The organism is Mycobacterium sp. Panama NTM2, from assembly GCF_054355555.1.
Genome location: NZ_CM135953.1, coordinates 4,937,368 through 4,953,412 on the forward strand (window position 1 = coordinate 4,937,368; position 16,045 = coordinate 4,953,412).

Annotated in this window: 16 protein-coding genes; 12 read left to right on the forward strand and 4 right to left on the reverse strand. The window is 69.5% G+C overall.

Annotated features, from left to right (window positions below; all coding sequences use genetic code 11):
* The 5 genes from ACXYX3_RS23670 (at window position 1) to ACXYX3_RS23690 (ending at window position 5,132) form a co-directional block, all read left to right on the forward strand.
* Entirely contained in the window at window positions 1-648 is a 648-nt protein-coding gene (locus ACXYX3_RS23670) for a DUF4129 domain-containing protein (protein ID WP_458609233.1), read from the forward strand.
* The gene (locus ACXYX3_RS23675) at window positions 645-1,784 is read left to right on the forward strand and encodes a DUF4350 domain-containing protein (RefSeq protein WP_458609234.1); all 1,140 of its coding nucleotides are present in this window, start codon (window positions 645-647) and stop codon (window positions 1,782-1,784) included. Before ACXYX3_RS23670 ends, ACXYX3_RS23675 begins: the two co-directional genes overlap by 4 nt.
* A 50-nt stretch (window positions 1,785-1,834) precedes the next feature.
* Complete coding sequence (locus tag ACXYX3_RS23680) at window positions 1,835-2,758, forward strand: AAA family ATPase (RefSeq protein ID WP_458612204.1); 924 nt, start codon at window positions 1,835-1,837, stop codon at window positions 2,756-2,758.
* Entirely contained in the window at window positions 2,755-4,077 is a 1,323-nt protein-coding gene (locus ACXYX3_RS23685; RefSeq protein WP_458609235.1) for a DUF58 domain-containing protein, read from the forward strand. Before ACXYX3_RS23680 ends, ACXYX3_RS23685 begins: the two co-directional genes overlap by 4 nt.
* A gap of 167 nt (window positions 4,078-4,244) precedes the next feature.
* Entirely contained in the window at window positions 4,245-5,132 is an 888-nt protein-coding gene (locus ACXYX3_RS23690) for a hypothetical protein (RefSeq protein ID WP_458609236.1), read from the forward strand.
* Window positions 5,133-5,198: 66 nt separating this feature from the next.
* Here ACXYX3_RS23690 and ACXYX3_RS23695 read toward each other — a convergent pair whose 3' ends face one another.
* Window positions 5,199-6,191, reverse strand: a complete 993-nt coding sequence (locus ACXYX3_RS23695; RefSeq protein WP_241204634.1) for a stage II sporulation protein M — start codon at window positions 6,189-6,191, stop codon at window positions 5,199-5,201.
* 26 nt (window positions 6,192-6,217) lie between these two features.
* Here ACXYX3_RS23695 and ACXYX3_RS23700 point away from each other — a divergent pair, with 26 nt between their 5' ends.
* Window positions 6,218-6,982 (forward strand): RDD family protein, encoded by a 765-nt coding sequence (locus ACXYX3_RS23700; RefSeq protein ID WP_458609237.1) that lies wholly within the window; start codon window positions 6,218-6,220, stop codon window positions 6,980-6,982.
* Here the strand turns inward: ACXYX3_RS23700 and ACXYX3_RS23705 are convergent.
* A complete protein-coding gene (locus tag ACXYX3_RS23705; protein WP_458609238.1) occupies window positions 6,976-7,446 on the reverse strand; it encodes an anthrone oxygenase family protein in 471 nt (156 codons plus the stop codon). The two genes, ACXYX3_RS23700 and ACXYX3_RS23705, sit on opposite strands and share 7 nt — an antisense overlap.
* Before the next feature lie 81 nt (window positions 7,447-7,527).
* On the opposite strand from ACXYX3_RS23705, the gene ACXYX3_RS23710 reads away from it, so the two are divergent.
* Window positions 7,528-8,448 carry an AraC family transcriptional regulator gene (locus ACXYX3_RS23710; RefSeq protein ID WP_458609239.1) on the forward strand — a complete coding sequence of 307 codons (921 nt, stop codon included), beginning with the start codon at window positions 7,528-7,530 and terminating at the stop codon, window positions 8,446-8,448.
* 1 nt (window position 8,449) lies between these two features.
* On the opposite strand, the gene ACXYX3_RS23715 is transcribed toward ACXYX3_RS23710, so the two are convergent.
* Entirely contained in the window at window positions 8,450-9,763 is a 1,314-nt protein-coding gene (locus ACXYX3_RS23715; RefSeq protein ID WP_458609240.1) for a carotenoid oxygenase family protein, read from the reverse strand.
* A 114-nt stretch (window positions 9,764-9,877) separates the two neighbouring features.
* Here ACXYX3_RS23715 and ACXYX3_RS23720 point away from each other — a divergent pair, with 114 nt between their 5' ends.
* The 3 genes from ACXYX3_RS23720 (at window position 9,878) to ACXYX3_RS23730 (ending at window position 13,244) form a co-directional block, all read left to right on the forward strand.
* Complete coding sequence (locus ACXYX3_RS23720; protein WP_458609241.1) at window positions 9,878-10,609, forward strand: PadR family transcriptional regulator; 732 nt, start codon at window positions 9,878-9,880, stop codon at window positions 10,607-10,609.
* A gap of 84 nt (window positions 10,610-10,693) precedes the next feature.
* Entirely contained in the window at window positions 10,694-11,566 is an 873-nt protein-coding gene (locus ACXYX3_RS23725) for an oxidoreductase (protein ID WP_458609242.1), read from the forward strand.
* A 55-nt stretch (window positions 11,567-11,621) separates the two neighbouring features.
* A complete protein-coding gene (locus tag ACXYX3_RS23730) occupies window positions 11,622-13,244 on the forward strand; it encodes a peptide chain release factor 3 (RefSeq protein ID WP_458609244.1) in 1,623 nt (540 codons plus the stop codon).
* A gap of 5 nt (window positions 13,245-13,249) precedes the next feature.
* Here ACXYX3_RS23730 and glpK read toward each other — a convergent pair whose 3' ends face one another.
* Window positions 13,250-14,767, reverse strand: coding sequence for a glycerol kinase GlpK (gene glpK, locus ACXYX3_RS23735; RefSeq protein WP_458609245.1), 1,518 nt, complete (start codon window positions 14,765-14,767; stop codon window positions 13,250-13,252).
* 83 nt (window positions 14,768-14,850) lie between these two features.
* Here glpK and ACXYX3_RS23740 point away from each other — a divergent pair, with 83 nt between their 5' ends.
* Both ACXYX3_RS23740 and ACXYX3_RS23745 read left to right on the forward strand, forming a co-directional pair.
* Complete coding sequence (locus ACXYX3_RS23740; RefSeq protein WP_458609247.1) at window positions 14,851-15,222, forward strand: hypothetical protein; 372 nt, start codon at window positions 14,851-14,853, stop codon at window positions 15,220-15,222.
* Window positions 15,223-15,254: 32 nt separating this feature from the next.
* On the forward strand, window positions 15,255-15,989 hold the full coding sequence (locus ACXYX3_RS23745; RefSeq protein ID WP_458609248.1) for a class I SAM-dependent methyltransferase: 735 nt from the start codon (window positions 15,255-15,257) through the stop codon (window positions 15,987-15,989).
* The last annotated feature ends 56 nt before the right edge of the window (window positions 15,990-16,045 follow it).

The following is a 16,045-nucleotide window of genomic DNA, read 5'->3' on the forward strand; positions in this document are numbered from 1 at the left end:
GTGGCCCCGATCGACATCGACGGCGACGCAGCCCGGGACGCGGCACAGAACGAACTGTCCAAAGCGATCTATCCCCGGCCGTCGCTGACCGACCAGTTCCTCGCCTGGCTGGATCGCCTGCTGTACCGCATCACCGCCGAAGCGGCAGCGCTGCCGGGTGGCTGGCTGACGGTGACGATCCTGGTACTGCTGAGCATCGTCGCTGTCGTGGTCGTGATCCGAATCGCGCGACGAGCCATGCGCACCAGCACAACCGAGACCGACGCGTTGTTCACCGGTCACGTCCTCAGCGCCGCCGAACACCGGGCCACCGCGCAACGTCATGCGGCACACGGTGAATGGACCCCGGCGATCCAGCACCGGTTGCGTGCCGTGGCCCGGCAGCTGGAGGACGACGAGGTGCTGGGCGCGGCACCCGGCCGGACGGCCACCGAACTGGCCCACGCCGCGGGACACTCGCTACCCGAACTGGCCTCCCACTTCGACTCCGCCGCAGGTGCTTTCAACGACGTCAGCTACGGTGACGTGGCCGGCACCGAAGAGCAGTATCGGATGGTGAGTGCCCTCGACGATGCGCTGGGCCGGCGGCCGGCGGCCACCGCGGCGCAGGCACCTCCGGCGCAGCCTCCCTGGGCCCCGGTGCGATGACCACCGCGATCGGCCCCACGCTCGGGCAGCGATGGAAGACCTGGCGCTGGGTCCTGCTCGCGCTCGTCGCCATCGTCGCGATCGCGACACTGAGCACCTGGCTGACATCGCCTCGCCCCGGCGGACCCCTCGAGCCCGCGTCGACGTCCCCCGACGGTACCCGGGCGTTGATCACTCTGCTGCGCGACAACGGAATCGACGTCGTCGTCGCCGACTCGGTGGCCGACGTCGAGCGCGCAGCGCGCCCGGACACGCTGCTGGTCGCAGGCCAGACGTTCTGGCTCTACGACGACGACCAGCTGCGCCGGCTCGCGGCTCTGCCCGGCGACCGGCTTCTCCTGGCGCCGATCGGCAAGACCCGCGAGGCGCTGGCGCCGGCGGTGCGCAGCAGTGACGCGACCGAATTCGGCGGCCTGACACCGGGATGCGATCTGCGCGAGGCGCAGCGCGCAGGGTCCGTCCAGTTCGGGGTGGCCGACACCTTCGAACCGGCCGGGCCCACCCCCGTGACCCGCTGTTACGGCGGAGCGTTGGCCCGATACGACGACGCGGGACGAACCGTCACCGTGCTCGGCGACGCGAGCTTCCTGACGAATTCCGCTCTGCTCGAGGAGGGCAACGCCGCGCTGGCGATGAATCTGACCGGTACGCGCAACACGGTGATCTGGTATGCGCCGCAACGCGGCGAGGGCACCGCCTCGACAGGCGATGCCGACATCATCGACCTGATCCCCGATCAGGTCGTCTGGATGGTGCTTCAGCTCGTCGTGGCCGTCGCCCTGCTGGCGCTGTGGCGCGGCCGGCGCGTGGGCCCGTTGGTGGCCGAACCTCTGCCGGTGGTCGTGCGCGCCTCGGAGACCGTGGAGGGCCGTGGCCGGCTGTATCGGTCGCGGCGCGCACGCGATCGCGCGGCCGACGCGCTGCGCACCTCGACCCGACAACGTCTGCTGCCCCGGCTGGGCCTGCGACCCGACGCCGTCCCGGGGGACGTCGTCGCGGCCCTGGCCCGACGCTGCGGACAGGACCCGCAGGCCCTCGCCCATATCCTGTACGGGCAGCCACCGGAGGACGACACCGAGCTGGTGGCTCTGGCCCGCGCACTCGACGACATCGAAAGGCAGGTCGCGCAGTCGTGACACAGCCGAGCACCACAGACCACTCCGAGCAGGGGGCCCGCGCTGCGCTGATGGCTCTGCGCACCGAGATCGGCAAGGTCGTCGTCGGCCAGGACGCGGTGGTCAGCGGTCTCGTGGTCGCGCTGCTGTGCCGCGGCCACGTCCTGCTCGAGGGGGTTCCTGGCGTCGCGAAGACGCTGCTGGTGCGCAGCTTGGCGGCGGCGTTGCAACTGGAGTTCAAGCGGGTTCAGTTCACGCCGGACCTGATGCCCGGTGACGTCACCGGTTCGCTGGTCTACGACGCCCGCACGGCCGAGTTCACCTTCCGCGCCGGTCCCGTGTTCACGAATCTGCTTCTGGCCGACGAGGTCAACCGCACGCCACCCAAGACGCAGGCCGCCCTGTTGGAGGCGATGGAGGAGCGCCAGGTCAGCGTCGACGGCGATCCACGAGCGCTGCCCGACCCGTTCATCGTGGCCGCGACACAGAACCCGATCGAGTACGAGGGCACCTATCAACTGCCCGAAGCGCAGCTGGACCGGTTCCTGCTCAAGCTCGACATCCCGCTGCCGCCCCGGGATCAGGAGATCGCGATCCTGGATCGCCACGCCCGCGGGTTCGATCCGCGGGATCTGTCCGCCGTGCGGGCCGTCGCGGGACCGGCGGAGTTGGCCGCGGGCCGGGAGGCGGTCCGGCGGGTGCTGGTCGCCGACGAGGTGCTCGGCTACATCGTCGACATCGTCGGTGCCACAAGGCATTCGCCGTCGTTGAAGCTGGGCGTCTCGCCGCGCGGGGCCACGGCGCTGATGGCCACGGCCCGGTCCTGGGCGTGGCTGTCGGGCCGCAGCTACGTGACCCCCGACGACGTGAAGGCGATGGCTCGCCCGACGCTGCGGCACCGGGTGGCTCTGCGACCGGAAGCCGAGCTGGAAGGTGCCAGCGCCGACGGTGTTCTCGAGGGCATCCTCTCCGCGGTACCGGTACCCCGCTGGTGATCCTGACCGGGCGCACGGGGCTGGTCGCGGCGGTGTGCGCAGTGCCGGTCGGGTTGTCACCCTCTCCTGCACTTACTTTCGTGGCCTTGTCGGCTCTGTTGTGCGCCGCCGTACTCGTCGACGTCGCGCTGGCGGGCAACCCGCGCGCACTCGAGTTCATGCGCAGCGGGACTCGATCGGCGCGGCTCGGCCAGCCGGTCGAGACGACCCTGCGCATCACCAACCGTGGGCGGTCCCGCTTCCGGGGGGTGGTGCGGGACGCCTGGGCGCCCAGCGCGGCCGCGACACCACGCACCCACGCGATCGATCTTGCTGACGGAGCGCAGGTTTCGGTGACCACGACGCTGAACCCGGTTCGTCGCGGCGATCAGGTGTCCGGTCCCGTCACCGCCCGCTCGCTCGGCCCGCTGGGGCTGGCGGGCCGGCAGGGCTCGCACCGCGTCGAGGACGACGTCCGCGTCCTGCCGCCGTTCCTCTCACGCAAGCACCTGCCGTCGCGGCTCGCGCGGTTGCGTGAACTCGAGGGTGCGACACCGGCGTTGATCCGCGGCCAGGGCAGTGAGTTCGATTCGCTGCGCGAGTACGTCGTCGGCGACGACGTCCGGTCGATCGACTGGCGTGCGACTGCCCGGCGCGCCGACGTGGTGGTGCGCACGTGGCGTCCCGAGCGGGATCGGCGGGTGGTGATCGTGCTGGACACCGGGCGGACGTCGGCGGGCCGCGTCGGTGTCGATCCCGCGGCGGCCGAGCCGGTCGGCTGGCCGCGGCTGGACTGGTCGATGGATGCCGCGCTGCTGCTGGCGGCGCTGGCGTCTCGCGCAGGTGATCATGTCGACTTCCTGGCACACGATCGCGTCACCCGGGCCGGTGTGTTCACCGCGTCGCGCAGCGAGCTGCTGGCTCGGCTCGTCGAGGCGATGGCGCCGTTGGAGCCGGCGCTGGTGGAGTCCGACGCGCGCGCGATGGTGGCGGCGGTGCTGCGGCGGGTGCGGCGGCGGGCGCTGGTCGTGCTGTTGACGGATCTGAACGCCGCCGCGATCGACGAGGGGCTGATGGGTGTGCTCGGGCAGCTGACGGCCAAGCATCAGGTGCTGCTGGCTGCGGTGTCCGACCCGCGGGTCGACGCGCTCGCGGCGGGTCGGGCGGATGCGGTCGAGGTGTACGACGCCGCGGCGGCCGAGCGGGCCCGAGGCGAGCGGCGCGACATCGCATCGCGGTTGCGCAGCCGCGGTGTCGACGTCGTCGACGCACCGCCGGAGGACCTGGCGCCGGCGCTGGCCGATCACTACCTGGCGATGAAGGCCACCGGCCGCCTGTAGGGCTCACCCTCTTTCGGCGAGCAGACACGAACTCGAGCTTTTCCGCGGCGTGTCGGCTCGAGTTTGTGTCTGGTCGCGCAACAAAAGTCATCCCCAGACACGCATTCATCCCCAGATGCACCGATTGGTGCGCCACACCCCCGTCGTGCCGGCCGCACGATCGCGGCATGCAACCGGCGCTCGCGGACCTGTTCATTCGCCACGGAGATTTCGTCGACACCGCAACGCTTCTCACTGTCATCACCCGCGGCCGGCTCGATCACCTGGCGAAGCGGGGTGAACTCATCCGCGTTCGGCATGGCATGTACGGCAGGGCGCTCCCCGACCGCGCGGGCCGACTCGCCGTACTCGATCACCACCTGGGTCAGCCCGCTGTCGCATGCCTGGGGACCGCGGCCGCGCTCTACGGCTTCGACACCGAGGGCACCACGACGCTGCATGTGCTCGACCCCGGCATTCGCCTGCGGCCGACCCTCGGTCTCATGGTGCACCAGCGTCTAGGCGCACCGCTGAAGCGTGTCAACGGCAGGCTCGCGACCGCTCCGGCATGGACCGCGGTCGAGACCGCTCGCATGCTGCCCCGGCCCCGCGCACTGGCCACTCTCGACGCGGCCCTGCACTCGGGATGGTGCACGCCCCGCGAGATCGAGCAAGCGATCACCGAGCAGAAAGGCCGCCGCGGCATCGTCGCGGTGCGCGCGCTGGCACCCGTCGCCGACGGCCGCGCCGAATCGCCGATGGAGAGCGAGGCCCGCCTGGTGATGATCGACGGCGGTCTCCCCCTGCCGGAGTTGCAGTACCAGATCGACAATTGGCGCGTCGATTTCGCCTGGCCCGACGCCGGTGTGGTTGCGGAGTACGAGAGTGTCGAATGGCACGCCGGACGGCTCGAGATGCTCCGCGATCGTGCACGTTTTGCCGCGATTCAACAGCTCGGGTGGACGGTCATTCCGATCGTGGCCGCCGACGTGCGGATGTATCCCCGGAAACTCGTCGAGCGGATCGCCGCACATCTGGACCGCCACATCCCCGCGAACAGTCGCAAACTCGCGTGAGACACGCCCAAAAGAGCTCGAGTTCGCGTCTGCTCGCCGGAACAAAGTCTGCTCGCCGGAACAAAGTCAGCCCGTCGGGACGTAGTCGGGTGCGTCGTCGATGTCCCCGGTCTCCCCGCGGCGCACGGCGCGACGCCCGAAGTACCCGACATAGCCGAGGAAGCAGGCCTCCGCGGCCACCCCGATCGCGATCCGCAGGAACGTGGGCAGCGGCGACGGCGTGACGAAGGCCTCGATCAGCCCCGCGATCGCCAGCACCGCGACCAGCCCGATCGCCACCGAGATCACCGCCCGGCCTTGTTCGGCGAGGACTTGCGCACGCGGCCGGTCCCCCGGCGCCACCACAGACCAGCCCAGCCGCATGCCCGCGGCCGCCGCCAGGAACACCGCGGTCAGTTCGATCAACCCGTGCGGGGTGATCAGCCCGAGGAAGACGTCGCCGCGGCCGGCGCCGAACATCACGCCCGCGAGCACCCCGAAGTTGAGCGCGTTCTGAAAGAGGATGTACGGGATGGGGATTCCGAGCAGGATCGCCGCGACCACGCACTGCGCGGCGATCCACGCGTTGTTGGTCCAGACGCTGAACGCGAACGACGCCGCCGGGTGCTCGCTGTAGTAGGCCGCGAACTCCGTGTTGACCAGCTGCTCGATCTCCCGCGGTGTGCCGATCGTGGCCTGCACCTCGGGGGTGCCGGCGACCCATACCGCCAACACCGCCGACACGGCGAAGAACGCGATCGCGGTACCCGCCCACCACCGCCAGGAGCGATACGCGACGACGGGGAACGACACCGTCCAGAAGCGCACGAACTCCCGCCACAGCGGGGCGTGCGCGGATGTGACGACGGAGCGTGCCCGTGCCACCAGGCTGGAGAGCTTGCCGACGAGCACCGCGTCCGCCGACGATGACCGCACCATCGACAGGTGCGTCGACACCCGCTGGTAGAGCTCCACCAGTTCGTCGGCTTCGGCACCGGTGAGCCGCCTGCGCCGCTTCACCAGATGGTCGAGGCGATCCCAGGCCGGCCGGTGCGCCAGCACGAACGCGTCGACATCCACCCCGCCGACTTTAGTAGCGTGGCAGCATGGCCAGCCCGCAGGTGGTGACCGGTGACGCGGTCGTCCTCGACATCCAGATCGCCCAGTTGCCGGTGCGCGTCGTGTCGACGGTGATCGATGTCGTGGTCGTGGTCATCTTCTACGTTCTCGGTGTACTGCTGTGGGCATTGACGCTCTCGCAGTGGGATTCCGCGCTCTCCGATGCGGTGCTCATCGTGTTCACCGTGCTCGCCCTGGTGGGGTATCCGTTGATCTTCGAGACCGCGACCCGGGGCAGGTCGCTGGGCAAGATGGCGATGGGTCTGCGCGTGGTGTCTGACGACGGCAGTCCAGAACGGTTCCGCCAGGCGTTGTTTCGCGCGCTCTCCGGAGTGCTGGAGATCTGGATGCTGACCGGCGGACCCGCGGTGATCTGCAGTCTGGTCTCACCGCAGGGCAAACGGATCGGCGACATCTTCGCCGGCACGGTCGTGATCACCGAACGCGGCCCCCGGATGGCACCGCCCCCGATGATGCCGCCGCAGCTCGCACCCTGGGCGTCGGCGCTCGAGCTGTCCGCGCTGCGGCCCGAAACCGCCGAGATGGCAAGGCAGTATCTGAATCGCGCGCACCAGCTGGATCCCCGGGTGCGCGACGAGATGGCCGGCCGCATCACCGGTGAGGTGGTCGCACAGGTCTCCCCGCCACCCCCGCCGGGCACGCCGGCCGGCCAGGTGCTCGCCGCGGTTCTCGCCGAGCGGCATCGCCGGGCCGTGCAGCGCCTGCAGCCACCCGCGCCCAACCCCTACTGACGCACCACGCCGACCATCGTCAGCACCGCGGCCACCAGGCTCGTGACCGTCCGCACGTGATTCCACGAGGTCCAACTCACCAGGTAGGCCCGCCACACATCGGGCGTAACGGCGGCGGCGTCGAGCCCGTCGTTGAGAGGTACGTTGGCCGCCACGGTGACGATCGCGCCCGCCACGCCGAACGCGGCGCCGGCCAGCAACCATCCCCGACCGGGCGGCGAGGCCACCACCGCCGTCACCCCCATCGCGAGCGCCAACAGCGCGGCGCCGAAATACGCGAGCAGGAACATCCCACTGGTCTGCGCTGCGGCGTTGATGCCCTTCATCGCCGCGACGGCGTTCTCCGGGCCGGCGCGATCGAGGCCGGCCATCACGAACGTCGAGAACACGAACATCATGCCGCCCGCCGCGGCACTGGCCACGGCGGAAGCGGACGAGACGATGGTGAGGGCACTGGTGGTCATGGGGTCCAGTCCACCCTGCCTCTGCAAGACGATCCATAGCTGAAACACGCAGCAACATCATCGAGCGTCTACGGTGACTTCATGGACGCTCTCGCCGGCCTGCTGGACGGTATCCGCGCCCGAGGCGCCTTCATGTTGCGGATGCGGCTGGACCCGCCGTGGGCGATGCGCGTGTGCGACGAGGCGCCGTTGACCGTCATCTGCCAGACTCACGGGCGCGCGGTGATCGTCCCCGCCGACGGCCGGCCGATCGAACTGACCGACGGGCACCTGGCACTGACCCGCGGCACGCAGCCCTACGTCTTCGCCGACGACGCCGACACCCGGCCGACGATCGTCATCCATCCCGGCCAGCACTGCACGACCGTGTCCGGGGACGACCTGCGTTTCGAGATGTCGCTCGGGGTGCGCACGTGGGGCAACAGGGGCACCGGCGCCTGCCGGTCGGTGATCGGCGCCTACGAGGGCCACAGCATGGTCAGCGCCCGACTGCTCGACGCCTTGCCACCGGTGGCCGTGGTGGCGGCCGACGCGTCGCTGGTGACGTTGCTCTCGGACGAGGCCGGACGCGACGGGCCCGGCCAGGAAGCGTATCTGGACCGGCTGCTCGATCTCCTGCTGATCTCCGCGGTTCGCACCTGGTTCGACCGCGGCGGCGCAGCGCCGACGTGGTGGCGGGCCGAGCATGACGCGATGATCGGCCCCGCCCTGAAATTGATGTACCGCAACCCTTCTCACCCGTGGACGGTCGCACGATTGGCCACCGCGGTCGGGTGCTCGCGGGCTGCGTTCGCTCGCCGGTTCACCGATCTGGTCGGCGAGCCACCTATGGCGTTCCTGACCGGGTGGCGGCTCGCACTGGCCGCCGATCTGCTGCGCTCCGGCGCCACGGTCGCCGCGGTGGCCCACCAGGTCGGCTACGGCAGCCCGTTCGCGCTGAGCACCGCGTTCAAGCGCGTGCACGGTGTGAGCCCGCAGCAGCACCGCGCGGCCGCGAGCTGACTCAGCCGGGGATCCAGTTGCCGTGGAATCCGTAGGGAACCCGTTGCGGCAGTCCAATTCTCGCGATCGGCTGACCGGTGAAGTCGGCGGCGTCGATGATGACAAGATCACTGCCGTCTCGCTCGGCGTCGTACACATAGGCCAGGTACCAACCGCTGCTCTCGTCGGCCGGACCGTCGGCGGGCACGAACACCGCCTCGCCCGGACCTCCGGGTGAGGCGGCGGTGCCGAATCGGTGCTCCTGCGCGGCGCCGGTGACGAGGTCGTGGCGGACCAGACTCGCCCCGGCGACCGTCACCGAGTACCGGGCCGGCAGCGTCACCAGCCGGTCGTCGATCCGCGGGAACTCCACGGCCCGGTCGTCGAGCTGCGCCTCGGCGACGGTGCCGCGCAGCATGTCGATCGTCCACGTCCACATCACCGCCTTCGGACCGAAATCACTGCTATCGCGCCACAGTTCGGCATATCGCACCGCCTGCAGGACAAGTCCGTCGGCAGTGTCGTGGGCGTTGACGACGTGGAACACGTAGCACGGGTCGATGTCGAACCAGCGGATCGGACCGAACGGATCGTCACGCCGCAGGACACCCAACCGAGCTCCGTAATCGTCGTCCCAGCGGAACGGCATACTGCCCCGCATCGCCGCTTCCAGATTGAACACCACCGGAAGATCCATGAAGACAACGTGATTGGCGGTCAACGCGAAGTCGTGCATCATCGTCATCGCGGGCAGCTCGACGGGGCGGTTGATCACCAGGTCACCGGAGGCGTCGGCGCGATGATAGGTGACGTTGGGGCCGAGCAGATTTCCGTAGCCGAAGTGGAGCTCGCCGGTGGTCGGGCAGATCTTCGGGTGGGCGGTCATCGCGTCGACGAGCTTGCCGCCGAAGTCGTAGGCGCCGACGGTGCGCAGGTCGTTGGTGATCTCGTAGGGCAGTGAGGATTCCACGAGCGCCAGAGTCTTGCCCGCGTGGTTGACGACGTGGGTGTTGGCGACACTGGAGCGCAGGTTGCGGCTGCCGTCGGGGTTGTAGACGCCGAACGGCTCCTCGAAGCTCTCGGTGCGCACCCAGCGGTTGCGATACCAGGCCGCCCGGCCGCCTTCGATGCGCACGCCGTGCACCATGCCGTCCCCGGTGAACCAGTGCCCGCCGTCGGCGCGCGGGTTGGGGCCGTTGCGCAGGTACCAGCCCGTCAGCTCAGGGGGAATGGCGCCCTCGACGGGCAGGTCGAAAGCGGTGAGTTCGTCGGGCACGGGCGCGTAGTTGCCGGTGCGGAACACGTCGACGGGCGCCTCGCTGTCGGTGTCTGTCATCCGACCAGCCTGCCACCTCATCTCAGAAAGTGACCGTTGCATCGCGATAGTTTCCGATATATCGTCAATGCATCGGAGCGCATCACCGCGCTCCCCACGACGTAAGGACACGACATGAACACCCCATTCACCCCTCCCGAGCCCGGCCCGAGTTTCGGTCCTGATTTCGGGTTCCGTCCCCACGACCGCCGCGCGCTGCACGAGCATCGGCGCCAGGCGCGACGCGAATTCCGCGACCACCTCCGCGAGCACGTGCGCGATCACCGGGGCCAGGCCGGCTTCGGATTCGGCCCCTTCGCCCCCGGGCCCGGCGGCCCCGGGTTCGGCCCGGGCTTCGGCCCCGGTTTCGGCCCCGGACCGTTCGGCTTCGGCGCCGGCGGGCGCGGCGGCGGACGCCGCGGTGGCGGTCGCGGCCGACGCGGCGATGTGCGCGCCGCGATCCTCGCTCTGCTCGCGGAGCGGCCGATGCACGGCTACGAGATGATCCAGGAGATCGACGCGCGCAGCCAGCAACTGTGGAAGCCGAGCCCCGGTTCGGTGTACCCCACGCTGCAGCTGCTGGTCGACGAAGGTCTACTGGTGGCGACCGAAAGCGAAGGCAGCAAGAAGCTGTTCGAGCTGACCGACGAGGGTCGCGCCGCCGCCGAGAAGATCGAGACCCCGCCGTGGGACGAGATCACCTCGGGTGCCGATCCGGCCGCCATGGGCCTGCGCACCGCCATCGGCCAGCTGATGGGCGCGGTCGCGCAGTCCGCGCACGCCGCCACCGGTGAGCAGCAGCAGCGCATCGTCGAGATCGTCAACAATGCGCGCCGGGAGATCTATCAGGTCCTCAGCGAGGACTGAGCGCGACATCTGAGTGCCGAGACCGGCGCGGTTTCTTTCCCGAACTCGGGATGAAACCGCGCCGGTTCTGCGTCACTAGTCACCATGCAGACTTTCAGCCTCGCCAACCACGTCGTCGGCCGCGTCGGATTCGGTGCCATGCAGCTGCCCGGACCGGGCGTGATGGGCCCGCCCCGGGACCACGACGAGGCGATCAGAGTCCTCAGACACGCCCTGGAACTGGGCATCAACCACATCGACACCGCCGAGTTCTACGGTCCGAAGGTCGCCAACGAGCTGATCCGCGAGGCGCTGCACCCGTACCCGGAGAACCTGGCCCTGGTCAGCAAGGTCGGCGCGCGCCGCGACGAGGCGGGCAACTGGAACTCCGCCCAGCAGCCCGACGAGCTGCGTGCCGACATCGAGCAGAACCTCCAGACCCTGGGCACCGACCGCATCGCGGCGGTCAACCTGCGCATCCACTCCGGGGATCCCACCAGGGTCGACCCCGTCGACAAAGACCTGTTCCCCCGCCAGCTCGACACGATGATCGCCGCCCGCGACGAGGGCCTGATCGAGGGCATCGGGTTGAGCAGCGTGTCCGAAGAGCACCTGCGGATCGCGTTGGACAAGACCGACATCGTCACCGTGCAGAACGCCTACAACCTCGTCGACCGCACGTCCCAGCCGCTGCTCGACCTGTGCACCGAACGGGGCATCTCGTTCGTACCGTTCTTCCCGCTGGGGTCGGCTTTCACCGCCGACAACCCCGTGCTCGGGCATCCCGCGGTGCGGGCCGAAGCGGAGAAGCTGGGCCGCACCCCGGCGCAGATCGCGCTGGCGTGGACGCTGAGCGTCGCCCCCAACGTGCTGCTGATCCCGGGGACTTCGTCGGTGGCGCACCTGGAGGAGAACACCGCGGTCGCCGACATCGAGCTCGACGAGGAGACCAAGCAGGCGCTCGACGCCGCCGTGTGAGGCCGGGCCGGGGATTCTTCGTTTGGCCGCCGGCGGCAATACCATCGACGTCATCATGACGACCAGTACCGCCGGGTCTCGACCCGACCAGTTGTCGGCGGAAGCGCAGCGCAGACGGACCTTCGCCGTCATTAGTCACCCCGACGCCGGCAAGTCCACCCTGACCGAAGCGCTGGTTCTGCACGCCAAAGCCATCACCGAGGCCGGTGCCATCCACGGCAAGGCCGGCCGCCGCTCCACCGTCTCGGACTGGATGGAGATGGAGAAGGCACGGGGCATCTCGATCACCTCGACGGCGCTGCAGTTCCCCTACGTCACCAAGACCGGGGACACCTGCGTGATCAACCTGCTCGACACCCCGGGCCACGCCGACTTCTCCGAGGACACCTACCGCGTGCTGACCGCCGTCGACTCGGCGGTGATGCTGATCGACGCGGCCAAGGGTCTGGAACCGCAGACACTCAAGCTGTTCCAGGTGTGCCGTCACCGCCGCATCCCGATCATCACGGTGATCAACAAGTGGGACCGTCCGGGCCGGCACGCACTGGAGTTGATCGACGAGATCCAGACCCGCATCGGACTCAAGCCGACGCCGCTGACGTGGCCCGTCGGCATCGCCGGCGACTTCAAGGGTGTCTTGGACCGGCGCACCGGTACCTACATTCGCTTCACCCGGACCGCGGGCGGCGCGACCGCCGCGCCTGAGGAGCACATCGCCGCCGAGCAGGCGCACGACGCCGCGGGCGTGGACTGGGACACCGCGGTCGAGGAGTCGGAGCTGCTCAGTGCCGACGACGCCGATTTTGATCCCGAGACCTTCCGGGACTGCACGTCGAGCCCGGTGCTGTTCACCTCCGCGGCCCTCAATTTCGGGGTGAACCAGCTTCTCGACGTGCTGTCCGAACTCGCCCCGCCACCGGCGGGCGCGCTCGACGCCGACGGCAACCGCCGCGAGGCGACGGCCCCGTTCAGCGCGTTCGTGTTCAAGGTGCAGGCCGGCATGGATTCGGCGCACCGGGACCGGATCGCTTATGCGCGAGTGTGTTCGGGCACCTTCGAACGCGGTGACGTGCTCACCCACGCGTCGACGGGCAAGCCGTTCGTCACCAAGTACGCGCAGACGGTGTTCGGTCAGCAGCGCTCCACGCTGGAGACCGCGTGGCCCGGCGATGTCATCGGTCTCGCGAACGCCCAAGCCCTGCGTCCCGGCGACACGCTGTATTCCGATGTGCCCGTGGTGTATCCGCCGATTCCGAGCTTCTCCCCCGAATACTTCTCGGTCGCGCGCGGCAAGGATCCGAGTAAGCACAAGCAGTTCCGCAAAGGCATCGAGCAGCTGGACCAGGAGGGCGTGGTGCAGGTGCTGCGCTCGGACCGGCGCGGCGAGCAGGCCCCGGTGCTCGCCGCGGTCGGGCCGATGCAGTTCGAGGTGGCCAGCCACCGGATGGCCGCCGAATTCGGCGCCCCGATCACGCTGGAACCGTTGGGCTACACCGTCGCTCGGATCACCGACGACGAGGGCGCCGAGGTGCTGCAGAAGCTGGCCTCGGTCGAGGTGTTCACCCGCACCGACGGCGTTCTGCTGGCGGTGTTCTCCACGAAGTGGCGGCTGGAGAACGTGGCGCGGGAGAACCCGGACGTCACGCTGCGCTCGCTGGTCGCGGCCGGCGACAACTAGCGCAGCTAGTCCACGTCCACCCAGTCCAGCGTGCGCGAGACGGCCTTCTGCCATCCTTCGTAGCCGGAGGCGCGCTGCTCATCGGACCAGTCCGGCGACCAGCGCTTGTCCTCTTGCCAATTCGCGCGCAGGTCGTCGGCGCCGTCCCAGAACCCGACGCCCAGCCCGGCGGCATAGGCCGCGCCCAGAGCGGTGGTCTCGGCGACGACGGGCTTGACGACGTCGACGCCGAGCACGTCGGCCTGGATCTGCATGCACAGGTCGTTGGCCGTGATGCCGCCGTCGACCTTGAGTACCTCGAGGTGCACGCCGGAGTCGGCCTCCATCGCGTCGACGACGTCGCGGCTCTGGTAGCAGATCGCCTCGAGCGTCGCGCGCGCCACATGTGCGTTCGTGTTGTAGCGGGAGAGCCCGACGATCGCGCCGCGCGCATCCGAACGCCAGTACGGCGCGAAGAGACCCGAGAACGCGGGCACGAAGTACACGCCACCGTTGTCTTCGACTTGACGGGCCAGGGACTCGCTCTGCGAGGCGCCGCTGATGATGCCGAGTTGGTCGCGCAGCCACTGCACGGCCGAACCGGTCACCGCGATCGAACCCTCCAGCGCGTACACGGGTTTCGCGTCACCGAACTGGTAGCAGACCGTGGTCAGTAGCCCGTTGTCGGAGCGGACGATCTTCTCCCCGGTGTTGAGGAGCAGGAAATTGCCTGTGCCATAGGTGTTCTTGGCTTCGCCTTCAGCGAGGCAGACCTGCCCGACCATCGCCGCCTGCTGGTCGCCCAGGATGCCGGTGATCGGGATCTCGCCGTCGGCCGGGCCGGTGTCACGGGTGGTGCCGAACGGTTCGGTCACCGACGACGGCCGGATCTCGGGCAGCATCTGACGCGGAATCCCGAAGAACGACAGCAACTCGTCGTCCCAGTCGAGTGTCTCCAGGTTCATCAGCATCGTGCGACTGGCGTTGGTGACATCGGTGACGTGCACTCCGCCCCGGTGCCCACCGGTGAGGTTCCACAGCACCCAGGTGTCCGTGGTGCCGAAGATCGCGTCGCCCTTCTCGGCGTCCTCCCGCACCCCGTCGACGTTGTCGAGGATCCACTGCACCTTGCCGCCGGCGAAGTAGGTGGCCGGCGGCAGCCCGGCCTTGCGGCGGATGATGTCACCGCGCTCGTCGCGGTCCAGGGCCGAGGCGATGCGGTCGGTGCGGGTGTCCTGCCAGACGATCGCATTGTGGTACGGCCGTCCTGTTTTGCGGTTCCAGACCAGTGAGGTCTCACGCTGGTTGGTGATCCCGAGCGCCGCGAGGTCGCCGGTCGACAGGTTCGTCTTGTTCAGTGCCGTCGCCAGCACCGAGCCGGTGCGCTCCCAGATCTCCACGGGGTTGTGTTCGACCCAGCCGGCGCGGGGCAGGATCTGTTCGTGTTCGAGTTGGTGACGACCCACCTCGGCGCCGTCATGGTCGAAGATCATGCACCGGGTGCTGGTGGTGCCCTGGTCGATTGCAGCGACGAAGTCGGCCATCGGTCCATGATGGACCACCAGACCCAGCTGATCGACCGAACGCCCCGCCGGGTCGCGCTAGAGTGCGAAGACGCGACGGAAAGGTGCCGCTCATCAACGCTCGATCCCGCCGCTACGGTCTCGCCGGTCTCATCGCCACCGCTGCGGCCGCGCCGCTCCTGTTCAGCGGGCCCGCGCTCGCTCAGCCCGCTCCCCCACCCGCCGATCCCCGGGCCGGGTGCGAGTCTCCCGAGTACGGCGGCGTCTTCGTGCCCGTGACCGCGACCCGTGCCGAATGCCAGTACATCGTCGCAGGCAGCTTCTACTACGACGATTACGACAACGGCGTCTACACCGGGACACTCGTGTACCGCGACGGCGCGAAGGTTCCCACGGAGCGCCCGCAGATGCCCGAACTGTTCACCATGCCCGGTGGCGGCCTGCCGCCTGTCGTGCCGTTCCAGGTGGGGCCCTGAACCGCCCCGCCCCGCCGGCGGGCCTGGTGAACATGCCACGCGGCGGTCCGAAGGCCTCCTGCCTGGACCGCCTGCTGGAGACCGACCGCCAGGAGTACCTGGACCGCGATGACGTCGACCCGAAGGTCAAGCGCAGCGTGATCCGCGCGCTGGACTGGACCGGCGACGTGTTCGGCAATCACGACCGATTCGCCACGATCGCGCTCGAGCAGGTCGCCGACATCCCCGACCCGCGCATCCTCGAGCTGGGGGCGGGCCATGGTGCCTTGTCCCGCCGGCTGCTCGAATGGCATCCGTCGGCCCGCGTCACCGTCACCGACGTCGAACCCGAATCCGTCGCGACCATCGAAGCCGAGCTCGGCGCGCACCCCCGCGCCACCGTCGCACAGATGGACGCCACCGCGCTCGACGCCGCCGACGGCGCCTACGACCTCGCGGTGTTCGCCCTGGCGTTCCACCACCTGCCGCCGACCGCCGCCGCGAGGGTCCTCGCCGAGGGCACCCGCGTGGCCACCACACTGCTGATCATCGATCTGCCCCGCCCGCCGACGCCGCTTCACCTGGCCCGGTTGGCGACGATGCTGCCGCTGGCACCGTTCCTGCCGTTCGCCCACGACGGCGTGATCAGCTCGCTGCGGACCTACAGCCCGTCGGCGCTGCGCGCACTCGCCCGTCACGCCGATCCGGACATGCGTGTGGAACTGCGCGGCGGCTGCCTCAGCCCGCAGGTGATGCTGGCCTCGCGAGGACCGTCGGCAGGCGCCTGAGCCACGGTCGCGACGCCCTCGACAAGCTGCGCCGAACCGGTCGCGCTCCGACCGAG

Excerpts from the sequence above, each read along its gene's own strand:
- ACXYX3_RS23675 (WP_458609234.1), top strand. The coding sequence starts at position 645 with ATGACCACCGCGATCGGCCCCACGCTCGGGCAGCGATGGAAGACCTGG.
- ACXYX3_RS23680 (WP_458612204.1), top strand. The coding sequence starts at position 1,835 with ATGGCTCTGCGCACCGAGATCGGCAAGGTCGTCGTCGGCCAGGACGCG.
- ACXYX3_RS23690 (WP_458609236.1), top strand. The coding sequence starts at position 4,245 with ATGCAACCGGCGCTCGCGGACCTGTTCATTCGCCACGGAGATTTCGTC.
- ACXYX3_RS23700 (WP_458609237.1), top strand. The coding sequence starts at position 6,218 with ATGGCCAGCCCGCAGGTGGTGACCGGTGACGCGGTCGTCCTCGACATC.
- ACXYX3_RS23705 (WP_458609238.1), bottom strand. The coding sequence starts at position 7,446 with ATGACCACCAGTGCCCTCACCATCGTCTCGTCCGCTTCCGCCGTGGCC.
- ACXYX3_RS23710 (WP_458609239.1), top strand. The coding sequence starts at position 7,528 with ATGGACGCTCTCGCCGGCCTGCTGGACGGTATCCGCGCCCGAGGCGCC.
- ACXYX3_RS23715 (WP_458609240.1), bottom strand. The coding sequence starts at position 9,763 with ATGACAGACACCGACAGCGAGGCGCCCGTCGACGTGTTCCGCACCGGC.
- ACXYX3_RS23720 (WP_458609241.1), top strand. The coding sequence starts at position 9,878 with ATGAACACCCCATTCACCCCTCCCGAGCCCGGCCCGAGTTTCGGTCCT.
- ACXYX3_RS23725 (WP_458609242.1), top strand. The coding sequence starts at position 10,694 with ATGCAGACTTTCAGCCTCGCCAACCACGTCGTCGGCCGCGTCGGATTC.
- ACXYX3_RS23730 (WP_458609244.1), top strand. The coding sequence starts at position 11,622 with ATGACGACCAGTACCGCCGGGTCTCGACCCGACCAGTTGTCGGCGGAA.
- glpK (WP_458609245.1), bottom strand. The coding sequence starts at position 14,767 with ATGGCCGACTTCGTCGCTGCAATCGACCAGGGCACCACCAGCACCCGG.
- ACXYX3_RS23745 (WP_458609248.1), top strand. The coding sequence starts at position 15,255 with ATGCCACGCGGCGGTCCGAAGGCCTCCTGCCTGGACCGCCTGCTGGAG.